The organism is Elusimicrobiaceae bacterium, assembly GCA_028700325.1.
Classification (GTDB): Bacteria; Elusimicrobiota; Elusimicrobia; order Elusimicrobiales; family Elusimicrobiaceae; genus JAQVSV01.
The window spans coordinates 1-21,609 of the sequence record JAQVSV010000009.1; the positions used below are offsets into that span (position 1 = coordinate 1).

General features: G+C 55.8%; 16 protein-coding genes and 1 tRNA gene. 2 read left to right on the forward strand and 15 right to left on the reverse strand.

Annotation, left to right across the window (positions count from 1 at the left end; translation table 11 throughout):
* Positions 1-275: 275 nt before the first annotated feature.
* From PHW69_02220 to PHW69_02235, 4 genes are all read right to left on the reverse strand, one after another.
* On the reverse strand, positions 276-824 hold the full coding sequence (locus PHW69_02220; protein ID MDD4004002.1) for a hypothetical protein: 549 nt from the start codon (positions 822-824) through the stop codon (positions 276-278).
* Between the two features lie 11 nt (positions 825-835).
* The gene (locus PHW69_02225) at positions 836-2,776 is read right to left on the reverse strand and encodes a hypothetical protein (protein ID MDD4004003.1); all 1,941 of its coding nucleotides are present in this window, start codon (positions 2,774-2,776) and stop codon (positions 836-838) included.
* Complete coding sequence (locus PHW69_02230) at positions 2,773-4,083, reverse strand: clostripain-related cysteine peptidase (protein MDD4004004.1); 1,311 nt, start codon at positions 4,081-4,083, stop codon at positions 2,773-2,775. Before PHW69_02230 ends, PHW69_02225 begins: the two co-directional genes overlap by 4 nt.
* 104 nt (positions 4,084-4,187) lie before the next feature.
* Entirely contained in the window at positions 4,188-5,117 is a 930-nt protein-coding gene (locus tag PHW69_02235; protein MDD4004005.1) for an FAD:protein FMN transferase, read from the reverse strand.
* A 407-nt stretch (positions 5,118-5,524) separates the two neighbouring features.
* On the opposite strand from PHW69_02235, the gene PHW69_02240 reads away from it, so the two are divergent.
* Complete coding sequence (locus PHW69_02240; protein MDD4004006.1) at positions 5,525-6,796, forward strand: clostripain-related cysteine peptidase; 1,272 nt, start codon at positions 5,525-5,527, stop codon at positions 6,794-6,796.
* Between the two features lie 394 nt (positions 6,797-7,190).
* Positions 7,191-8,849, forward strand: a complete 1,659-nt coding sequence (locus PHW69_02245; GenBank protein MDD4004007.1) for a glycoside hydrolase family 3 protein — start codon at positions 7,191-7,193, stop codon at positions 8,847-8,849.
* 10 nt (positions 8,850-8,859) lie between these two features.
* Here PHW69_02245 and PHW69_02250 read toward each other — a convergent pair whose 3' ends face one another.
* The 11 genes from PHW69_02250 to PHW69_02300 all read right to left on the reverse strand — a co-directional run bounded on the left by PHW69_02250 (position 8,860) and on the right by PHW69_02300 (position 21,583).
* Complete coding sequence (locus tag PHW69_02250) at positions 8,860-9,525, reverse strand: DedA family protein (GenBank protein ID MDD4004008.1); 666 nt, start codon at positions 9,523-9,525, stop codon at positions 8,860-8,862.
* The gene (locus PHW69_02255; protein ID MDD4004009.1) at positions 9,525-10,784 is read right to left on the reverse strand and encodes a nucleoside transporter C-terminal domain-containing protein; all 1,260 of its coding nucleotides are present in this window, start codon (positions 10,782-10,784) and stop codon (positions 9,525-9,527) included. Before PHW69_02255 ends, PHW69_02250 begins: the two co-directional genes overlap by 1 nt.
* A 175-nt stretch (positions 10,785-10,959) precedes the next feature.
* A complete protein-coding gene (locus PHW69_02260) occupies positions 10,960-12,072 on the reverse strand; it encodes a DUF362 domain-containing protein (protein ID MDD4004010.1) in 1,113 nt (370 codons plus the stop codon).
* Between the two features lie 380 nt (positions 12,073-12,452).
* Positions 12,453-12,524: transfer RNA gene (locus PHW69_02265), tRNA-Glu, on the reverse strand.
* Between the two features lie 113 nt (positions 12,525-12,637).
* Positions 12,638-13,492 carry a peptidyl-prolyl cis-trans isomerase gene (locus PHW69_02270; protein ID MDD4004011.1) on the reverse strand — a complete coding sequence of 285 codons (855 nt, stop codon included), beginning with the start codon at positions 13,490-13,492 and terminating at the stop codon, positions 12,638-12,640.
* 1 nt (position 13,493) lies between these two features.
* Positions 13,494-14,189, reverse strand: coding sequence for a response regulator transcription factor (locus tag PHW69_02275; GenBank protein ID MDD4004012.1), 696 nt, complete (start codon positions 14,187-14,189; stop codon positions 13,494-13,496).
* A complete protein-coding gene (locus PHW69_02280; protein ID MDD4004013.1) occupies positions 14,189-15,604 on the reverse strand; it encodes a HAMP domain-containing sensor histidine kinase in 1,416 nt (471 codons plus the stop codon). Before PHW69_02280 ends, PHW69_02275 begins: the two co-directional genes overlap by 1 nt.
* A gap of 146 nt (positions 15,605-15,750) precedes the next feature.
* Positions 15,751-16,191, reverse strand: a complete 441-nt coding sequence (locus tag PHW69_02285; GenBank protein ID MDD4004014.1) for a prepilin-type N-terminal cleavage/methylation domain-containing protein — start codon at positions 16,189-16,191, stop codon at positions 15,751-15,753.
* 120 nt (positions 16,192-16,311) lie between these two features.
* Positions 16,312-18,105 (reverse strand): hypothetical protein, encoded by a 1,794-nt coding sequence (locus tag PHW69_02290; protein MDD4004015.1) that lies wholly within the window; start codon positions 18,103-18,105, stop codon positions 16,312-16,314.
* Positions 18,106-18,155: 50 nt separating this feature from the next.
* On the reverse strand, positions 18,156-19,847 hold the full coding sequence (locus PHW69_02295; GenBank protein ID MDD4004016.1) for a tetratricopeptide repeat protein: 1,692 nt from the start codon (positions 19,845-19,847) through the stop codon (positions 18,156-18,158).
* Positions 19,848-19,855: 8 nt separating this feature from the next.
* A complete protein-coding gene (locus tag PHW69_02300) occupies positions 19,856-21,583 on the reverse strand; it encodes a tetratricopeptide repeat protein (protein MDD4004017.1) in 1,728 nt (575 codons plus the stop codon).
* Positions 21,584-21,609 lie beyond the last annotated feature (26 nt).

Genomic DNA, 21,609 nt, shown 5'->3' on the forward strand with positions numbered 1-21,609 from the left:
GCTCTACATAAATCCCGGCTCTTTCCACTGGGGCCCGCCGATGCGGCTGTTCGTACCGGAGGAAATAACGGTTTTCACGCTCATAAAAAGACCCTGAAAGCAACGGCCCGCCAGAAACCTCTATCCGCATACCGCAGGACGAACGGCATAAAAAACCCGAACTCCCCGACACTTTGCTCCGACGGGTTCGCCGCCCCGGCGCATAAAGAATTCCTGAAAAAACGAAGCCCCCGGAACGGGGGCTTCGCCTGCTATGAGCCCTATCCGCCGGCGAGCTACTTCAACCGCACAAAGCCGGCGACCACTTCATTAAAAACCTTGAGGTTCTTTTCATACACGCTCCCGCCGGCGAACAAACGCAGCACATAAAACCCTTTTTTCTTCGAATCCGCCACCAGAACGTGCTTTTCGCGGATCCGGACTTCCTTTGCGTCCGGGCTGTCAGGCGGAATGAATTTTACCTGAGTGGATTCAAACGCCTTGGCGGAATATTTGCCGGCTTTTGACCTGACCGCCGGTTTTACACTATTGCCTTTTACCGTCACCGCGCCGCCGCCCATGCCTTTTATAAAACCGGGAATATCCGCGTACAGCGCGTTGCCGGGCGCGTAATAACTCACATAAATCATGGCGGGCGCAAGCCGGGTTGAATCGGGAGAAACCAATTCGGTAGAATAAACACCGAATTCCTCGTCCTCCGTAACTGCGGACAGAGTCCAGCCGGGCACGCTGGTTGAAAAATATCCGTTTTTATAGGTTTTGAATCCGGCGGTTCCGGCCAGAACAACCGCCGAGCATAAAACCGCGCCGAGAAGTTTAATCATAATAGCCGCGCCTATTCCGCCACCAAATTTTTAACGGCCCGCACCTGCTGCCGCGCAACGGCGCTTGCGCCGGTGTCATACATGTTCCGCCCTTTCAAAAACTCCGCGCGGATCCGCTCCAGCTCCGAGGTCCTGATCTGGCCGGCGACCTCCTCAAATTCCTCAAGCGAAATCCTGCTGACCACGCTCATGTCCAGTCCGGTCCGCTCAAGCTCGGCCAAATCGCCGCAGCAGAGCGCATCGCGCCGGCGCAGCTCATCATCGGCGACCGCTATAATTCTGGCAGACGCGGCGCGCATGTCCGGCAGGTTGGCGTACTCCTGCTGCGCCACCGCGCGGCGGAACTCCAGAGGGTTTTTGCTCATCGCGTCCGCCCTGGCAAGAGTCTGGCGCGCGTAAGGAGAGGTTTCCTGCGCGGCGGTCATAAGCCGCGCGAATTCCCTGTCCGTTTTCATTTTTTCAAGGGTAAACAGCGCTTCCGCGCCGGCGCTTTCGGCTTCGTCGCTCTGCACATAGGGATCAAGCATCCTGCCGTCCGACACGGAATGCTGCATCTGGTGAGTCGCTTCATGCACCAGCACCGGCGCAACGTATTTGGAAAGGGAATCAAGCTCGGCCTGATCCGCCAGCAGCTGCGCCGTGGTTATCCCGCGCTGGTCCATATACTGCTGAACCAGCCCGGTGTTAAGCACTATCTCGCCAGTCGCGGCGGCTTCCGGCGCCACCTCATACTTGCCGTAATAGCCGTTGCCCTGCTCCATGCGCACATTTAGCGGATTGTCCCTGTAAAACGCCAGCACCTTGCCGCCCGCGGCGGTACCGCCCAATTCCCCGGCCATACGGGCATTGAGAGCCGACACGATCGCGTCATTCTGTTCCGGCGAAACGCTGCGCTCGACGTTCTGGCTGATGGCGGCATTAGTCAGCGCGGCATCGGAAAAGTCAGTAGTGGTCACACCCCTGCTGTCCGCGGAACGTCCGGCTGCGCTTTCAGCGGCACGAACTAAATCATCGAAATCCTTATTGTCGCCGCTTTTGCCGTCAAACAGCCTGTCGAGATACTGTTCACGTCTGGCTGCGGGCATTTTCGCTATTTTCGCAAGCATTCTGCTGACTTGGCTGTCTTCGTAAGTCATCGCTATTTTATCACGCAGCGCGGCCGACCGCTTGAAATTACGCAGATAATTCTGCATAAGCGGCAGATCCTCACGCCGCAAAAACCCCCAGCCCCAATGTGCCCGGAAACGATCGTAATCATAGGAACTGCCGTATTCGGCCAGTTTGACCATCTGCTCGCGCGCTATCCCCGCCAGCAAAGCGCTCCGCGCCTTCAGATCCAGCGACCGCCACCACCGCACGGAATCCGAATCATACCCCGGCGTATTGGCAAGCGATTTCCTGGCATAATCGTCCACATAAGATGAAACCGTTACCGCGCCAGCCAGATCCCGTGCGCCGGTTTCAATGCGCGAAAGCGCGTCATAGTTGCGCAACGCCACGGCAACCTTTTCACGCCGCCAGGCGGGCAGATCCGCCCGGTATCTGTCCAGCCACCGAAGCGTCTGCTCCGGCTCGGGGCCGAACCCGATCCCTTCGTGGCCAGGCGCGCCCATGTCAATGTACGGTTTGCTCGTCAACCTCGCTTCAAGCGCTTCGCTCAGCGCGGGCGTGGAAACTTTGAGCACCAGCCCGTCAACCACGGCCGTCATATCCTTTATGGCGCGCGACCGGGACACCAGCCACGCTTCCAGACCCGGCCGGCGGCTTTTCACGAAATCCAGAAACGCGCGATCCCGTGAACATTCCACGGCATAGTCGGGATCCAGCGCCTCCAGCCCTTTTATGCAGTCTGCCGCGCGCACGGCGTAATCCCGCCCGACGGACACTTCCCCCTGCGCAAAAACCGCGCCGGAAAAAAGAAACACCAGCGGAATCAGCGCAAACCGTTTCATGGCCGCCTCGCAAAATCTTTAAACATGCGCGGATTGATTGTCCACTTTATAAAATCGTCCCAGCGGCTCAGCCGCGCGAATTTAGTATCGTCGTATGACGGCCGGTATGCGGAGCGCGCCATGTATTCGCTGATCCCGGCGCCCGGGCCGGTATACGCCAGCACCGCCGAATCAAGCGCGCCAAGCGCTTTTTCCGTAGCGGCGGACACTTCCGTATTTTCTGAAAGCCGCCTGTCTTCGCTGACCAGCGTTATGTAGCTGGCAATATCCACCGACATCGGATGAGAAGCGTCGTCCGGCGCCTGATGATAGCCGTAACTCGCGACTGCCTGAAACTTGGCTTCCACGGCGGCGGAATCCGCTCCGCTTTTCATAACGGCATCGCTCCAGCTGTTCAGGGCCGAATAAAGGGCCGGCAGTTCCGAGCTCTTTATGGCCGTATGGGTTTTATTGGAGTATGCCGCGCCAAACGCGCCCACTATCACCCGGCCTAACGCTTCGGCATCCATAGCCGGGTCTGTTTTGAGCGCGGCAAGAATCCTGTCGTACGGATAGCCGCCAACAGGCTGAAGATCCTGGGAAGCGGTCACAACCTGCGCATAATCCTTCACTTCCGCCAGCACCGACAGCATCGCCATATAGCAGGCGTCAAAACCCAGCAGATCCGGGGTTTTGCCGCTGCGGGCTTTTATCTGGCGCAGGGCCCGGCCCAGTTCCCCGATCCTGATTTCGTTCATGCTCAAATCGTTTTTGCCTACGGACAGTTCCGCGCCCCTGTTGCTCCCGCCCCACAGGTCGGACCAGCCGAGCCCGTGGTTCCACAAAACAAGCGCATAGCGCCGCGCCGGATATTTAGCCATTGCCCAGGTGGCAAAATTGGCGAACGCGCTCCACGACCCCATATCCGCCTTTACGCTTTCAACCGGCCGGGACTGCAGTTCTGCGCTCCCTTTTTCTCCGCTTTTGCCTACAAGGTAGCGGTCAACCCTGTCGTTGCGCAGCAGCGTGCCGAACTGTGTCACGATGGCAACCCGGTCATCTGACCCGACCGCCTCCATCTCGCGCATGTCGTCGTATGCGGCCGGGGTCAGATCGTTCTTGCCGCTCATGAACACGATCACTGTCCAGTCCCGTACGGATTTTTGCGCCAGCGGCGGCGCAAGCAGCGCGTTCTTCACTTCCAGCTCGCAGGCTTTGCGCCCGCTTTTCCCGGCCGGCTCCGGTTTTTCCGCAAAAGCAAAGCCGCCCGCCGCGCAAACCAGCGCGGCCAGCGACAGCGATAAAAGCGGAACCCTCAACAGTTTCATAAACTCCTGCTCCGACCGGCGGTATCGTCCCTGATATATGATATTATCCCATTGTCACCGTTTTGACCAGCGCCAACAGGCCCAGACCTGTCGGGACTTTAGACCTATTTTACAGAATTGCCGGATTTCGGTTCCTGCGGAAAAATCGTCCATTCCGCACCGGACGCAGCCGGCCGGTAAAGGTACGGCCTGACCCCGGCTGACTGATAAACGAACGACGCGCCCGGCAACAGCCTCAACGCCTTTTCAGCGGCCGCCGCACCCAGCAGGAATACTACGGAAGACGGGTACGATCTGCCTATATCAGGGAAATGAGCCGTAACGCTGGATACGCCTTCAACCGGCCTGCCGGTTCGGGCATCTATGATATGGCAGTAACGGCGCCCGTTTATCTCCACAAACCGCTCAAACGCGCCGGTAGTCACCACAAAACCGCCTGTAAACGACACGGTGCCGGCCAGCCGCCCCTCGTTTTCCGGGTTCTGGATGCCGAATTTCCAGGGCTTGGAACGTTCGCCAAGAACCGCGATATCGCCGCCGAGACTGCACATCACCGCCGCGCCATTCCGCTCCGGCTCGGCAACCGCCGCCGCGCGACGCAAAGCGTATTCGCGCATGATACCGCCGAGATTTACGCTCACCCCGGCAGTAAAACGCACGGTATGGGAGGAACTGTCTAAAACAACAGCGTTAAAATCAACAAGTTCAAGCGCGTCCGCTATTTCAGAATCTGAAGGCAGCCGGTTGTGGCGGGCGCACTGCCTCCATAACTCCCACACCGGCGTAAAAGTTATATCGAACCGGCCGCCGGTCATACTGCTCAATTCAAGGCCCTTTGCAAGCAGCCCGAAAGTTTCCGGATCCACGGCAACCGGCTGAACCCCAGCCAACCCGTTTAACCGGGAGATTTCGCTTGCCGCATCGTAATAGCCGAATTTTTTCTCCAGCCGCCGCCATTCGGAAAAAACAGCCGACGAAAGGCGGACTGCGCTGCCCTCATCAGCCGCACCCGACACGCGCACCTCCGCGCGCACACCCAGAATATTATCCTCCGCAAATATCTTATCAGCGGCAGATGCGGCAGTTCCGCAAAAACCAGCCGGCCCGGAAAAACACGCTAAAAACATAAAAAGGATTTTCTTCATCATAGCCAGCACCCGTTTGCAGAGATGGTTTTATGATAGCATATTTATAAATGAACACATTTAAAAGAGCGGAAACAGGCCTGACCCCATCAGGCCTGGCGGAGGCATGGGCCTTTAGTCCCTTGCCGCATATATATCCGCCAACTAGAGTATGTAGCGATACCGCGAAAAATTATCAGCATGCAGAACGATAAAAAACAGTTGCAAAATTCAAAATAAAAATGCTACGGTGAGGTATGCTGAAAGGTTAATCCGTTTCAGCGACCTTAACAAAGGCAAAAATACGGAGGCTGGAAATGTTTAGAAAAAGCTTCGCAGTTGTAGCATCCGCGATGTTCCTGGCGACAGGCGTGTCGTTCGCCCGGGTCCCCGCGATCAGCACACTCGGTACACCTGATCAGTTTAAAGACGTCGTCGTCCCCCAGGCGAAGACGAAAGCTGCCACCTGGACCATCATGGTCTATGTCAATGCAAAAAACAACCTGGAAGAGTACGGCCTGAAGGATGTCAACGAAATGGAAATGGTCGGCTCCAATGACAAAGTCAATGTCGTAGCCGAGCTCGGCCGCATCAGAGGATACAGTTCAGTTGAAGGCAACTGGACCGGCTCGCGCAGATATCTTGTCCAGAAAGACAACGATGCTTCCAATATCACCTCCCCGGTTCTGGTGGACATGCCTAAAACCGATATGGGCGACTGGAAACACCTGGTAGATTTTGCGCAGTGGGCGAAAGCCGCTTATCCGGCGAAGAACTATATGCTCATCGTCTGGAATCACGGCGCTGGCTGGATCAAAAACAGCAAAGGAAAAGGCATTTCCTATGATGACGAAAGCGGCAACCACATGACCACGCCGCAGCTCGCGCAGGCTCTTAAGGAAATCGGCGGCCTGCAGGTTTACGGCTCCGACGCCTGCCTGATGCAGATGGCCAGCGTTGACTACGAAATCAAGGACTATGTGGATTATATCGTCGGCTCCGAAGAAACCGAACCCGGTGACGGCTATACTTATGACACGTTCCTGGCTCAGGTAAACGCATCCGACCTGTCGTCGCTGGCCGTAGGCAAAGCTGCCGTCGACGCTTACACGGATCATTACGTTTCCATCCAGCAGGGCGCCACGCAGTCGCTCGTCAAAACCGCCGCCATGCCCGGTTTCATCGCCGCGCTTGACGCGTTTGTTGACGCCACGATGGCTACAAACGATAAAACCTCCGTCAAAACCGCCCGGTCTAAAACAGTTTCTTACGCTTATTCCGACAACAAGAGCCTGAGCCATTTCGTCAACAACCTGCTCGGCATCACCACCGACGAAAAGGTAAAAACGACTGGTGCCGCCCTCGTCAAATACACCGATAATGAACTTGTTGTGCATAACCGCACCAACACCGGCACCAGCAGCTGGGACAACAAGAATTACGGTAATTCGAAAGGGCTGGCAATCTACCTGCCCAGCTACAACTTCAACGCAACTTACAAAGAACTGCAATTTGCGAAGAACTCCAAATGGGCTGACTTCATACAGTGGATTAACGCCAAAGACACCACCCCTGTTCCCGCCCAGTAATCAGGAATTGAATGTCGTCTTTCTCCCCCCCCGCCGGATAATCCGGCGGGGGGTTTTTTTCAGTTTTGCTTTCAGCCTGTACGCAACAGCAACGCCTTGTCAATTCCAAAGCATGGCGAACAAAACCAGCCCCTCCCGCAATGCGCTGTGATCCGTGGGGGTTAAAAAAAAGCTTGAAGCACTCCGCGGTTAACATCAAAACATATGACAGCCGCAAACGCAGCCGTCAATTAGCGCCGGGCATTCCGGTCCGTTGAGCTTGACGCGGCTTTTATCGGCGCCGTGTTTTTATTATGATATTGACATGCCCCGTACAAATTTTCGCATTGCAGCAGCCATTCTGCTTTGTCTGGCTGCGGGCGCGTCCGCACAATGCCGGGCGGAAGAGCGTTCCGTGCGCGATATTATTGAACAGCTGGCAATTGCGGCGGACAGGCATCAGGCAGCCGAAGTGATCGCCAGTTCCTCACAATCCGTAACAAACGCCATGTCGGTGCAGGATTTCACGACACTGTCCGAAACGGAAAAAATCGCGCAGGTTCTGCTTGTTTCCATGGATTATGACGAAGCTGAAAAGTACCGCCCGCTCATTGAAAAAGGGCTGGTGGGGCACGTTCTGCTGCAATGGGGCAATTATTCCCTGGAAGAAACCCGCGCGCTGACGGAACGGCTCGCGGCCTGGGCGGGCAAAAGCCCGCACGCCGTGCCGTTGCTCATCTACGCCGATTACGAAGGCGGCACGGTATTTACTCCGGTAACGCTGGGCCTGACGGATCTGCCTACCAACATGATGCTGGGCGCGGCAAACGATCCACGCGCCACAGAAACGCTTTTTCACCTTGCCGGGCTTGAAATGCGCCGCGCCGGCATACACATGAGTTTCGCGCCGGTGCTCGACGTAAACACCAACCCGAAAAACCCGATCATTGGAGTGCGCTCGTTCGGCTGTGATCCCGTGAGAGCGGCGGAACTGGGCGAAGCGGTGATAACGGGCCTTAAGTCGGCCGGAGTGGGCGCGGTGGCGAAACATTTCCCGGGCCATGGCGACACTGCGGTTGACTCCCATTTCGGGCTGCCGGTTATTGTGCAGCCGCAAGCCACTTTTTTTCAAACGCATCTGTTTCCTTTTCAGATAGCGGCGAATGCGGGCGTGACCGGCATCATGTCGGCCCATATCCTGTTCAAAGACATGGATGACGCAAATCCCGCCACATTCTCCCGGAAGATTCTGACCGGACTGCTGCGCGAACGGATGGAATTTAAAGGGCTTATTTATTCCGACAGCCTTGATATGCGAGGCGCGCTGAAACTGCACGGCATCGCTGAAGGCGCCGTCGCCACCATAAACGCCGGGACCGATGTGGCCATTCTGGGCAAAGGCGACGCGGAAAAAGCGCAGGCCGCGCTCGCGGAGGCCATGAACAGCCCCGAATTCAAAACGCGGCTTGAAACCGCCGCGCGCCGGGTATGGGAGCAGAAACAGCGCATGGGCCTTTTCGAAAAGGGGTTCAACGTGGATTTCAGCATAGACAAGGCCTATTCAGTTTACGCGGGCAAACTCTCGCAGCAGGCCGTTACGCTGGTGCGCGGAAAACCGGAATTCGCCGCCGACGGCTCCGGCAAAAAACTCTGCGCCCTGTTTTTCACGCCGCCCAGGTTCGGCGACAAACTGGCCTACTTCGACATGCCGTTCCTAAACGCCGGCTGGCTTGTGACGCATTACAACGCCTCCGTCACACCCACCCGCGACGATCTGGCATTCGCCGCCGACTGCGTCGCTTCGGCTGACGCCGTGGCGTTCGGCTCGTTTCAATGGGCGGCGACACCCAACACCGGTCAGATAAACGCCATTGAAAACCTCATGCCGGACAACAAACCCTGCGCGCTTGTCTCGCTCATGAGCCCGTACGACATTCCGTTTTTCAATAAAGCGAAAAATGTGCTCGCGCTTTACGGCATAAGCAGATTTTCAGCCGCCGGCGCGGCCAACATCCTGCTGGGCACGGCAAAACCCGCAGGCACAATGCCCATATCGTTTAAGCCGTTGAACTAAGGTTATGAAATCAAGATGAAATTTTCCGCCTGCGATGTTCACGGCGCGCTTTCCAGACTTCCACGGCCGCCGGAACCGCCGAGATCAGCACAATGGCGAGAATCACATAATGAAAATTCTTTTTGACCATTTCCGTACCGGCGAATTTATAACCCAGCAGCAGAAAAGAACTGGTCCACAGCAAACCGCCAATCACGTTATAAGAAGCGAACTTCAGATACGTCATTGAGCCGATCCCGGCCACAAAAGGCGCGAAAGTCCTGAAAAACGGAAGAAACCGCGCGAGTATTATGGTCTTGCCGCCGTACTTCTCGTAAAATTCATGAGCCTTGAGCAGATGCCGCTTGTCAAGCCAGCGCGACGACTCCCGCGAAAACACCTTCGGCCCGACCCATTTGCCTATCGAATAATTAACCGCGTCGCCCAGAACGGCCGCTACGCCCAGCACCACGCACAGATAGACGATATTGAGCGGGCTTCCTTCCGTAGCGGCAAGCGCGCCTACGGCGAACAGCATGGAATCACCGGGCAGAACCGGAGTGACCACCAGGCCCGTTTCGCAGAAAATTATCACGAACAGCAGCACATACAGCCATACGCCGAAAACTCCCGCCCATTCGTTAAGATAGCGGTCCAGATGCAGAAACATGTCAATGAAGTTCAGAAGAAAAGCCATCAATTGAGTATCCCCGCTATCGCGCCATTAAGAAATCCGCACAGCGAGGCCGCGATAAGGCACCGTATGCCGAGCCGGGCCACATCCTGCTTGCGGCCGGGCGCCATGCCGCTGAGCCCGCCGATCAGTATGCCGATAGAACTGACGTTGGCGAACCCGCACAACGCGTAAACCGCAACGATAGTCGAGCGCGGCGACAGCAGGTCCGGCGTGGCTTTGAGGATATTCGACAGATGCGAATAGGCCACAAATTCGTTGGCGATGAATTTCTCGCCCATGAGCTGGCCGAGTGTCACGCAGTCTTTCCATTCCACTCCCATCAGCCACGCGACCGGTGAAAAGCACCAGCCGATTATATCCTGCAGATTAAACCCGGCCGTCTGCATTCCGAAGATATGGCTGCCCAGCCACGCCGTCGCGCCGCCCAGAATGCCGTTAAACAAAGCTATAAGGCCAAGAAATGCGATCAGCATCGCGCCTACGTTGAGCGCGAGCTGAAGGCCGGTTATGGTGCCGTTGGCGGCGGCGTCCACGACATTATTGCTGGGATCTTTGTATTCTATTTTAAGCGCGCTTCTGGTTTCCGGCTCCGCCACTTCGGGTGCCATCATCTTGCTCATCACCAGAGCCGCCGGCGCGGCCATGACGCTTGCGGTCAGAATATGGCCCGCCACGTTGGGCACCACGTCCTGCAGCATGCCCACATACGCGGCAACAACACCGCCCGACATCGTGGCCATGCCCGCGACCATGACGGTAAACAGCTCGCTCTCGGTCATCCGCTCTATGAACGGGCGCACCAGAAGCGGAGCCTCGGTCTGCCCGACAAAAATATTGGCGGCCACTGTCAGCGATTCCGCGCCGGACGATTTGCAGGTGTACGTCATCACCCGCGCGATCGAAGAAACCACCATCTGCATGATCCCCAGATAATACAGCACGGCCATCAGCGCGGAAAAGAATATGATCGTTGGCAGAACCTGAAACGCGAAATAAAAACCCGACGATGAAGCGCCCAGCGAGCCGAACACGAATTCCGCTCCGGCTTTCTGGAAAGAAAGAATGAAAACAAACAGGTCGTTTATCGTTTCGAAACACCACTGGCCGGGCCGCGTTTTAAGCACCAGCAGCGCGAACACGAGCTGCAGCGCGATGCCCCAGCCGATTGTCTTCCAGTTTATATCGCGCCGGTTTTTGCACAAAGCCCACGCACCGGCCCACATTGCCACCACACCGACAACAGCGATAAAATTGAGCATAATACTCCTGAAAATTTCAGAATTGTCCGGTTTTCGCAGGAAAACCGACGCAAAAACTGATTGTATTATACCCTTTTCAGCGGCTCCGCGCGAGCATTCGAAAACCATTCCGCCGCTGTCTGACTGAACAGAAAACGCCCGCGGTTGCCGCGGGCGTTTCTATTGCGGAAAAGAGCTAGAGCCTTATCAGTTCGTAAGCCCGGCTGCCCAATCCTATTTTCTCGCCATAAGCAAGCGGCGCTTCAGGCATTGTGTTGCCGGCAAGCGCCTTGAACTTGTCCTGCCCGCAGGCGTGGCCGGCATGCAGGGCGGTATTTTGCAGGCCCGCGCTGTCACGCACAAGATCAAATGAAGCCTGATCAAGCGCCACGGGATCTTTGGATGCCAAAACGCCTATATCCGGCACGATCGGAGCGTCGCTCCAGGGCACGCAGTCGCATTCGGGAGTAATGTTTAGCAGAAAATTAAAATACGCCGCCCGGCCTTTTTGAGCAAAGGGTTTGGCCGCAGCATAGGCGTATTCAGTCAACCGTTCGGAAAATTCCCCGATATCGGTCGCCCAGTCCAGGTCTATCGCGCCTTGCGGGCAAACAGTCATGCATTCTCCGCAGCCGATGCAGAGTTCTCTGGCGATAAACGCCTTGCGCCCGCTTACCGAGATCGCTTTCTCCGGGCAGGCCTCCGCGCACAACCCGCACCCCGCGCATTTTTCAGGCACCACCTGCTGCCGCGTGGAATGCTGTTCGCGTTTGCCGGCCACGGAGGCGCATCCCATGGCCAGATTTTTAATGGAGCCGCCGAACCCCGCCATAATGTGCCCTTTAAAATGAGAAAGCACCACCAGCGCGTCGGCTTCGACGAAAGCGGACGCCACTCTGGCCTGTTTGAAATGTTTAAGGCCTATCTCGACCAGCCGCTCATCCCTGCCGAGCAGCCCGTCGGCAATAACGACAGGCGCATCCGTAACGGCGGGCCCGAACCCGTGCAGCGATGCCGTGCGGGCGTGCACAACCGCGTTTTTCCGGCTGCCGGAATACAGGGTGTTCGTGTCGGACAGAAAAGGCTGTCCGCCGCAATGTTTTACCTTGTCCACAACGGCGCGCGCGAAAACCGGATTGACGAAAAGATGTCCGCCCAGTTCGCCGAAATGCATTTTGACCGCGACCAGCCCGGCGGCGGGAATGCAGGCGGAGAAATCCGCCGCATCGAAAAGTTTCTCCAGTTTGGCCGGCATGGAATTACGCCAGCCCTGCGACCTGGCATCCGCGAAATATACTTTGCTTTTCATAATGCCTCGCTTTCAATACGACTTAATCCGGCTGCTGTTTATGACTATATTTTAGCAATTTGGCGCAGCCCGATTATCGGCCTGGCAAACCGCATGCATTGAAATCTGGAAGCCGCACCTGCGATGGGAATATGGGCAATTACGGTTCTTTCAGGATAAACAAAAAACCGCCTTCCGGCGGTTTTTAAATCGTTCGCCCCCTAGGATTTCGGCCACACCTCCGCTCCTCATCTTCACTCGTCGCGGGTCGCGGCCCCGGCTCGCGGCCGCGCTCTGCTCGGCATCGCTCCGCCTTTCGATTCTCCCGCGCACCAAGCAGTTGGTGCGCTTTACGGGGCCGGATAAACAAAAAACCGCCTTCCGGCGGTTTTTAAATCGTTCGCCCCCTAGGAGAATCGAACTCCTCTTTTCGGCTTGAAAAGCCGACGTCCTAACCGATAGACGAAGGGGGCTTCTCGAAAATGGACGCGTTCCGCTTCCATTTTCAGCTTATTCATTATATCAAAACCCTTCCCGCATTGTCCAGATTTTTAAGGTTTGCCCGCCAAACCCGACGCAATCACCATCAATATTTCTTTATCCTGGCGCCCGCGCGCAGTTTGCCGATCACCCCACCCGCGGCTTTATCAATCTCGGCCTGCTCAAGAGTCCGGCGAACTTCCTCTTTTATCACGCTGAAATCAGCCGGCTGACCGGCCCGCTTCTCTTCAACCAGAATGATATAGAAACCTCCCGGCGTTTCAATAACACCGGTATGCGCGCCGGCGGCGGTGTTTTTCACCGCGTCCGCCGCGCCGGGCGCCAGCTGCGTTACGGCGACAAATCCGAGCTCGCCGCCCGTGTCTTTTGCCGCGGGATCGGCCGACCTGTCCCGCGCCAGTTTCTCAAAATCAGCCCCGGCGTTCAGCGCGGCAAGCATATCATCAGCCTGCCGCCGGTCCGTGAAAAACATCTGCCGCAGTTTCACCGATTCCGGCGTATCAAAAGCGGCTTTATTCTCATTGAAGAATTTTTCCGCGTCAGAACCGGTAATATCAATGCCGGCAATTTTCCGGATCACCCGAACCGACAGCAACTGCCGCCCGATACCCGCGCGGATTTCGCGCTGCGTCAGATTGCGCCACTTTAACGCATTAATAAATTCCGCCTCGCCGCCGTATTGCTTTTTCATATCGGACAGGGCACCGTCAATTTCAGAATCCGCGATCTTAAGACCCAGCTTGCGCGCCTCCTGCACAAGCACGGTTTCCGTTATCATCTCATCGGTAATACCGGCGCCATAAAGCGTCCAAAGCCGTTTTTCGGCTTCCGCACGCGCGAGCTTCTCTCCGTTCACCTCGGCGATATATTTACCCGGCCCGGCGTAAACCGCCGTAGCCGATAAAAACGCCGTCATAATCAAAATTGCCCCTTTTATCATGTCAGTCCTCCTCCCACTTGTAACCCAGGCTTTCTATGGTTTTTATCTTCGAACCGTCTTCACCCAGCTTTTTCCGGAGATTTTTTATATGCGAATCTATGGTGCGGCTTGACGAATCATAATCGCGCCGCCAGACCGTTTCCATCAGATACGGCCGCGTAAGCACCCGGTCTTTCTTTTTCAAAAGCAAATGCAATAATGAAAACTCTTTAGGGGACAGCTCAACCTGCTCACCCCTGATTTTTACGGTATAGGCGGCGGTGTCGAGTTCGACTGACCCGGATTCCAGAATTTCCCCGTCAGTTCCGTCCGCCGCGGTTCTTGCGTTTCTGCGGATAAGCGCGCGCAGCCGCGCCACCAGTTCCGCCGGACTGAACGGCTTGGTAAGGTAGTCGTCGCCGCCCAGCTCAAGGCCAAGCACTTTATAGGACTCGTCGCCAACCGTAGTCAGAAATAGAATAGGCGCGGACGCCAGGTCAGTCTGCAATGCGCGGATTTTTTTGCACAGATCAAACCCGCTCATGCCCGGCAGCCGCACATCCAGCACCAGCGCGGCGGGCGCAACCTTGCCCAGCATCTGCAACGCCTGCTCCGCGGTTGTGCAGGTGACAACAGTGAACTGCTCCAGCTCCAGCCGCTCGCGCAGCCCGCGCAGCAGCGAAACCTCATCGTCAACGACCATTATTGTATGTTTCATTAATCTGACCCGCCCGCCTGCGCCACGGGAAGCGTTACCGTGAATTCCGTTCCTTTGCCCGGTTCGCTCACAAAATCAACCTTGCCGCCATGCAATTCTATGATTTTTTTCGCGATATACAAGCCCAGACCTGACCCTTTGCCCTGATGCGCCCCTTTCTGGAATTTTTCAAACAGGTATTTCCGCAATTCCGGTTCAATACCCCGGCCGGTATCCTTGACCCGGATCTGCAGCCCGGAATCAGCCTGACAGATATACACAAACACCGTTCCTGCGTCCGTATACTTAAGCGAGTTGGTTATTATATTGGACAACGCCTGTTCAAGTTTTTCACGGTCTGCAACAATATCGGAAGTGCCGGTTTCTATTATCAGGTCCAGCACAAGATTCTTCTCCTTCGCGTAAGGCCGGTTGGCCTGCACAATGCCGTCGAGCAGTTCTTCCGCGTTCACAGAGCTTAGCGAAAGCGATTCATTGCCGGACTCTATTTTGGAAACCTGCAAAATCATGTCAATCAGCCGATTCAGCCGTTCGGTATTTTCCTCTATTATAAACACCTGCTCGGGAATGCGGTTGACTTTGCCGGTCCGGTATTCTTTTATAATATTGCCGGCCGCCAGTTTGATCCCGGTTACCGGCGAACGCAAATCATGCGTAATGCCGGAAGTAAAATCGTCCTTCAGTTTTTCCAGCTCCGACAGTTTTTCAGCCATCTCGTTAAGCTCGCGGGCAATCTGGCCGAGTTCGTCGTTGCGGTTCAGGCCGATCCGGTATTTGAGATTGCCGCGCGCGATTTCTCGGGCGCCGCGCGTTATATCGTCTATCGGCCTGACGAAAAGCGATGAAATAAGCAGTATCGCTATATAAGCCGCAATCAGCACAATCGCCGAAATGCCGTATATTTTCATGCCCACCCGGCGGCGCTGCCGGTTCTGCTCCTCCAGTTCCCGGGTTTTTGAAAAGTATATGCGGGAAAGCACCTTCCCGTCGGGAAACACATTGACCGGCGTGTTGATAACAATCATCTCCGCACCTTGCGTATAAGTGTCTGACGGAGTATAGCGGCCGGAAAAAAGCCGGCGCATAAGCTCTTTTTCCGGCGGCAGAAGCGACTGCTCAAGTTTCTCGGGGCTGAGGGCGCGAAATGCTTTGCCGTCTTTAGTATAACAGGCGGCGGTAACCAGCATGCGGGAGTTATGCGTCCCGGAAAAAGACTGGTCCACGCCATACTGATGGTTCCCGTAACTGCGTTCGCAGTTGATCGCCCAGTCCTGCGCCGCCTTGGAACGGAATACTTCGGCCTGGCGAATAAACAACTCCGTTTCGCCCATATAAAACCGCACCGCTTGCGCTGAAATAACCAGCGTAATCAGCAAAAACAGCGTCATCACTATTTTCGAGCGGATTGTTTTCATGCGCTTGCAGCATCAAACCGCAAAAACAACGGGAAGGGGTGTGCTGTTTTGCACACCCCTTCCCGAACAATTAATACGCTCTCTGCAAAACAGCCGCACTGACTGTTACCGGACGCGCCTTGCATCATGACACACAAACACAACTGCTATTTGTCTATCAAAGAATCGTAATCCGTGTTGGCAACAGTGCCACCCGTGATCGTAAGCAGGCCGGTGGAATAGTTGATTGTGATTGTGTAGTTGCTATACCCGGGCGCGCCTTTTCTCATGGCGCGAGCAAATCCGTTGGCCATTTGAATGGAAAAATATTTCAGTGTGGCAAGGTTGCCGCTTAGAATATTCGAACCCGCCGTATTTTTAAACACGATATCCAGTTTGCCGAACGAAGTCGGATATGTTGCGGCGTTCGAGTAATACCGGTCTGCCGCGGCTCTTACGCTGGCAAGCGCAGAAGTCGCTTCGCCCACGCGCGCCTTTTCAACCGTCTTGAAATACTGCGGCACGGCGATAGACGCCAAAATACCGATAATCAAGATAACCACAAGCAGTTCAATCAGCGTAAAACCTTTCCTGTTTTGCGTTCTCATAAACCCTCCAGAAATTCTGCTGCGCCTTCCTGATGCTTCATACCTTATTCAAATTATACAGGCCGGATGTATTATCAGTCTGTGCTTATTGTAAAAAATATGTGAACGGTTGTAAATACTTCAGCCGCCGATTCGATGGTTTGCCGCCGTGGATGAACCCGGCATGTCATGCCCCGCCGCCCGTTCTTCTGCGCCGGAAACCGTTTTTTTCAACAACACGGCAAGGCGGATCCGCGCGTCCTCCAGCGACGGGTCCAGTTCAAGCGCCCTGGCATAAAACTTCCCGGCGGAACGATATTTGCCCTGCGTTTCGAATATCGCGCCCATTTTAGCAAACGACTCCGCTTTCATCACCGGTTCCCTGCTGGCATGCGCCAGCAGCTGCAGGGCCAGCGCCATGTTGCCTTTATCCGCTTCAATGCACGCGATTTCCGTAAGCGCCGGCGGATAACCCGGCGCGTAAAAGTAAACCTGCCGGAAAATTTTTTCGGCGGTCGCGGCATCTTTGCGGAAATAGAGTTCCCGGCCGATGCCGATGTAAACATCCAGAACTTCAAAGTATCTGGGTGTGCCGGGCCGGACCGGGCCGGCAAGTTTTAACGCCATATTAAACACGGCAAGCGCGTCCGCCGACTGTTTATGATGCAGTTCCAGCGCAAAACGCCTCAAGGTGGCAAACGAAGGATATTTCTCCACGGCGTCAGAAAACAGGGTCATGTTGTTTTTCCATGCCGCGCAACGCGCCCGCGCGGCAAAAAACAGCGTTATCACGCATAACGCCATGCAAACAGTAACGCCCGCGGCGAGCCGGATGTTTTTTTCACGCAGTTTGGCCAGCAGCCGCACCGCATAAACCGACAGCGGCAGGAACAGCCCCAGTGCGGGAATATAGGAATAGCGGTCGGCGGTTATCACCGGCCCCACCGGCACGAACTGAAGCACCGGCGCGACGGTGATCATATAAAACGCAAGCCCCGCCATGACCGCGCGGCTGCGGCGGAAAAACAGAAAAAGAAGCGCGATACAGCCCAGCACCGTAACCGGGCTGAGCCAGTATTCAAGCGGCAAAATTCCGCCGGGTTTGTCCGGAAACGGATACATTGCCGACAAGGTCACCGGACAAATCAATTTCCAGACATAAAATTTCAGGCCGTAAAACACAAACAGCACCCTGTCCGGCAGACTAAACCCTTTGGCCAGCTGATTCGCCGAATGTAAAAGGGCATAAGTCCACAGGCCGAACAGGCCCGCCAGCAGGATATAAAAAACCTTTTCCAGCGCAAGCCGCCAGGCAAAACGCCTGCCCAGCAGATAGTCATATACGAAAAGCACCGCCGGCAGCGTAAGGCCCATCGGTTTTGCCATCAGCGAAAGCCCGAAGCAAACGAGCGACAGTATATGTCCAGCCGCGCTGCCCTCCGTGACGTATTTTATATAAAAAAGCGAACTGAGCAGAAAAAACAGCGAATACAGCATATCCTTGCGTTCACTGATCCACGCGACCGACTCCACATGCAGCGGATGCACACCGAACAGCAAAGCGCATAAAAACGCCACCCGGCTATCGCCCGTCAGCAGCAGAACAAGCAGCAATACCAGCGCGGCGTTGGCCGAATGCAGAACGATATTCGTTATGTGATAGACGCGAGGCCTGAGCCCGGCATTTCTGTAATCCAGCGCGAAGCTGAGCATGGTGACCGGTTTGTAAAGCCCGTAATGCGTGCTGGCAAAAATCTTTCGCACGCCTTTGGGCGACAGATCCCGAATAAGCGGATTGCTCGCGATATACGCGGGATCGTCCAGCACAAACGCGCCTCCCGCCGACGGCCACATCGCCATCGCCGACAGAAAAACGACCGCCGCGATCAAAACTCCCTTCACCACCGCCGGGCGCATTGCAAAACCTGATGTCATGATAGCTGTCCCATTTATTGAAATTCAATATAGCTGCGAGGGCGAAACGCTCACCGTTGTTCAATCACGGCAGATCTTGGTATCGGATGAGAAGGATTTAACACATTTCCCCGCCCGTAAGCCTGCGCCGCCAGTGAAACGTTCCCGGTTTTCATATATATATCGCCCAGCTGGAAATAGGCGCCCGCGCGAAACGCGGGGTCAAGAGTCGCCTGTGCCGCCAGCGCCAGCGCCGCGCCGAAATTGCCTTTTTTCAATTCAACATCGGAAAGCGCCAGAAGCAGCGGCGCGGTTTCGGTAAATTGCAGGACGCTGCGCAAAAGTTTTTCAGCCAGCTCGGTCTTGCCCTTCAGGTACAGCACCCGGCCGAGCTGAACGTAAGTGATCGCGATGTCGGAAATATTGCAGGTGTCAAGCCGGAACGGGCCGATCAGATCAGCCGAGGTTTGCAATACTTTCTGCGCGTCGTCCATGCGCCCCACTTCCATCAGCGCCGTGCCGAACCGGTTGAGCGAAGCCGGCGCGGGGTATTTGGCGGACGCATCCGAAAAAAGCATTACGTCATTTCTCCATACCGCGCACCGCGCCCGCGCCGCAAAAATCAGCGTTATCACGCATACCGCCATGCAAACAGTAACGCCCGCGGCGAGCCGGATGTTTTTTTCACGCAGTTTGGCCAGCAGCCGCACCGCATAAACCGACAGCGGCAGGAACAGCCCCAGTGCGGGAATATAGGAATAGCGGTCGGCGGTTATCACCGGCCCCACCGGCACGAACTGAAGCACCGGCGCGACGGTGATCATATAAAACGCAAGCCCCGCCATGACCGCGCGGCTGCGGCGGAAAAACAGAAAAAGAAGCGCGATACAGCCCAGCACCGTAACCGGGCTGAGCCAGTATTCAAGCGGCAGGGAAACGCCGTTCTTTGCGGGGAACGGATACATGGCCGACAGATTCAAAGGGCACAGCAGCTTCCCGATATAGAATTCAAGCCCGTAAAAAACAAACAGTATCCGGTCGGACAGGCTGAACACCGTATTCATCTGCTTGGCCGAATCGAGCAGAAACAGGGTGAGCAGGGCGAACAGTCCGGCGATTAAAAAATAGGTGAATTTCTCCGTCACCAGCCGTCCGTCAAACCTTCTGCCCAGCAGATAATCGTAAACAAAAAGCAGGAGCGGCAGGGTAATGCCCATCGGTTTCGCCATCAGCGAAAGCCCGAAACAGACGAGTGAAACAACATACGCCGCAACGCTCCCGCCCTGAACGCGCCGGATATACAGCACCGAGCAAAGCAGGAAAAACAGCGCATAAAGCATATCCTTGCGCTCGCTTATCCACGCCACCGACTCCACATGCATCGGATGAGCGCCGAACAAAAGCGCGCACAGAAACGCCACCCAGTGATCGCCCACCAGCAACAGCACAAGCAGGAATACCAGACCGGCGTTAATCGTGTGCAGCGCGACATTCGTGGCGTGATACGGCAGCGGATTCAGCCCGGAAAAATGGTAATTAACGGCGAAACTGAGGAATGTGACCGGCTTGTACAAACCGAAATGCGATTCGGTGAATACCCGTTTTACGCCATCAGCCGACAACTCGCGCACCAGCGGATTGGTAATCACATAAGTCGAATCATCCCATACAAAGCCATTGCGGGCCGACGGCCACATGGCCGCCGCCGCCACCGCCATCGCGATTGCCGCCAAAACCAATTTAAGAACCGTATTGCGTGACATTTTTACTTTCATGGGATTACGCCGGCGCCATCGGTTTTCCCTTCCGTATCCGCCAGGCCGGACAGCGCGCCCTGCGCCAGCGGGTTTACCGCAAGAGCCGCGCGATATGCTTCAGCCGCCTTGCGATATTCGCCGGCGCGCCTGTATATATCGCCGGTCTTTGAGCAGGCTTCTGCCCTTATAGCCGGATCAGCCTGCGCCTTTCCCAGCAATTCGACGGCATATTGGTAATTGCCCTTTCCCGCCTCGATATCCGCCAGAACCAGAAAGATCATCCTCGGCGCCTGTGCCTGAGAAAGATTATAGATATTTTGCAGCATTTTTTCAGCGATGACGGCCTTGCCCTGCGCCTGAAGCACATCCGCCATATTGATATAACTTGCGATAAAATCCCGCATGGCCGGCGTTCCCGGCCGGACCGGCCCGACAGATTCCGCCGCCAGCTCAAAAGCCTTAAGCGCATCATCCAGCCTGCCTGCTGATTTCAGCACCGCGCCCAGCGCATTAAGAGTGCCGGGAGAGGGATGCTTTCTGGCGGCATCAAGAAAAAGCGTCGAATCATTTTTCCAGACCGCGCAGCGGCCTCTCGCCAAACCCGCCAGCCCCGCCACGCATAATGCCGCGCAGACAGCCGCAACCGCGGCGAGTCTGGCGTTACGCGCCCGCAGCTTTTCAAAATATTTCGCCGCATAAACAGACAACGGCAAAAACAGGCCAAGGCTCGATATATACGCATACCGGTCGGCAGTTATCGCAACGCCCGACGGGATCAGCTGAAGCGCCGGCAGCAATGCTATCACATAAAACGCCAGCCCCGCCATAACGGCCCGGTTGCGCCGGCAATATACAAAAAGCAGCGCCGCGCAGCCCAGCACCGTGACCGGGTTTAACCAGTACTCCAGCGGCAGGACATTGCCCGTTTTGAGCGGGAAAGGATACAAGGCGGACAGCCGCGCAGGATAAAGCAGCTTCCATACATAAAATTTCAGCCCGTAAAACGCAAACAGAACCCGGTCAAGCGGATCAAACCCCTGCGCAAACTGGTTCGCGGAGCGCAGCAGCGTGTAAGTCCACACCCCGAACAGAACCGCAATCGCCGCATAGGGCGTTTTTTCCAGCGCCAGCCGGCGGTTAAATGTTCTGCCAAGCAGATAATCATATATGAAAAGAATGGCGGGCAAAACGATGCCCATGGGCTTTGCGGTGAGCGAAACCCCGAAACAGACAATCGAAAAAACGGACACGGCCGCGCCTGCCCCTGCCGCCCGCTTAATATAAAGGATTGACGAGAGCAGGAAAAACAACGAATAAAGCATATCCTTGCGTTCGCTTATCCACGCGACCGATTCCACATGCATCGGATGAACCGCGAAAAGCAGCGCGCACAGAAAAGCCGCGCCGTTATCTCCCGTCAGCAGCAGGACGAGCAGAAACACCAGCGCGGAGTTAACAGCATGCAGAAAAATATTTGTAAGGTGATAGGGCGCCGGATCAAGGCCGGAGAATTTGTGATTGACCGCAAAGCTCAGTATCGTGGCGGGTTTGTACAGGCCGTAGTGCGGCTCGGTGAAAATGCGTTTAAGGCCCCCGACCGACAGATCGCGCGCAAGCGGGTTGTTGAGGATATAATGCGCGTCGTCCCACACAAAACCGTTCCGGGCCGACGGCCACATGGCTGTCGCCGCCGCCAGCATGGCTATACCCATAAACAGCAGTTTCAGGCCTGGTCCGCGCATATAAAAAACCACCTTTCAGCCCGCGC

What these genes read in the sequence shown, in the direction of transcription:
- PHW69_02220 (MDD4004002.1), bottom strand. Translation starts at nt 824, where the DNA reads ATGATTAAACTTCTCGGCGCGGTTTTATGCTCGGCGGTTGTTCTGGCC.
- PHW69_02225 (MDD4004003.1), bottom strand. Translation starts at nt 2,776, where the DNA reads ATGAAACGGTTTGCGCTGATTCCGCTGGTGTTTCTTTTTTCCGGCGCG.
- PHW69_02270 (MDD4004011.1), bottom strand. Translation starts at nt 13,492, where the DNA reads ATGATAAAAGGGGCAATTTTGATTATGACGGCGTTTTTATCGGCTACG.
- PHW69_02295 (MDD4004016.1), bottom strand. Translation starts at nt 19,847, where the DNA reads ATGTCACGCAATACGGTTCTTAAATTGGTTTTGGCGGCAATCGCGATG.
- PHW69_02280 (MDD4004013.1), bottom strand. Translation starts at nt 15,604, where the DNA reads ATGAAAACAATCCGCTCGAAAATAGTGATGACGCTGTTTTTGCTGATT.
- PHW69_02300 (MDD4004017.1), bottom strand. Translation starts at nt 21,583, where the DNA reads ATGCGCGGACCAGGCCTGAAACTGCTGTTTATGGGTATAGCCATGCTG.
- PHW69_02290 (MDD4004015.1), bottom strand. Translation starts at nt 18,105, where the DNA reads ATGACATCAGGTTTTGCAATGCGCCCGGCGGTGGTGAAGGGAGTTTTG.
- PHW69_02260 (MDD4004010.1), bottom strand. Translation starts at nt 12,072, where the DNA reads ATGAAAAGCAAAGTATATTTCGCGGATGCCAGGTCGCAGGGCTGGCGT.
- PHW69_02285 (MDD4004014.1), bottom strand. Translation starts at nt 16,191, where the DNA reads ATGAGAACGCAAAACAGGAAAGGTTTTACGCTGATTGAACTGCTTGTG.
- PHW69_02250 (MDD4004008.1), bottom strand. Translation starts at nt 9,525, where the DNA reads ATGGCTTTTCTTCTGAACTTCATTGACATGTTTCTGCATCTGGACCGC.
- PHW69_02240 (MDD4004006.1), top strand. Translation starts at nt 5,525, where the DNA reads ATGTTTAGAAAAAGCTTCGCAGTTGTAGCATCCGCGATGTTCCTGGCG.
- PHW69_02255 (MDD4004009.1), bottom strand. Translation starts at nt 10,784, where the DNA reads ATGCTCAATTTTATCGCTGTTGTCGGTGTGGTGGCAATGTGGGCCGGT.
- PHW69_02230 (MDD4004004.1), bottom strand. Translation starts at nt 4,083, where the DNA reads ATGAAACTGTTGAGGGTTCCGCTTTTATCGCTGTCGCTGGCCGCGCTG.
- PHW69_02275 (MDD4004012.1), bottom strand. Translation starts at nt 14,189, where the DNA reads ATGAAACATACAATAATGGTCGTTGACGATGAGGTTTCGCTGCTGCGC.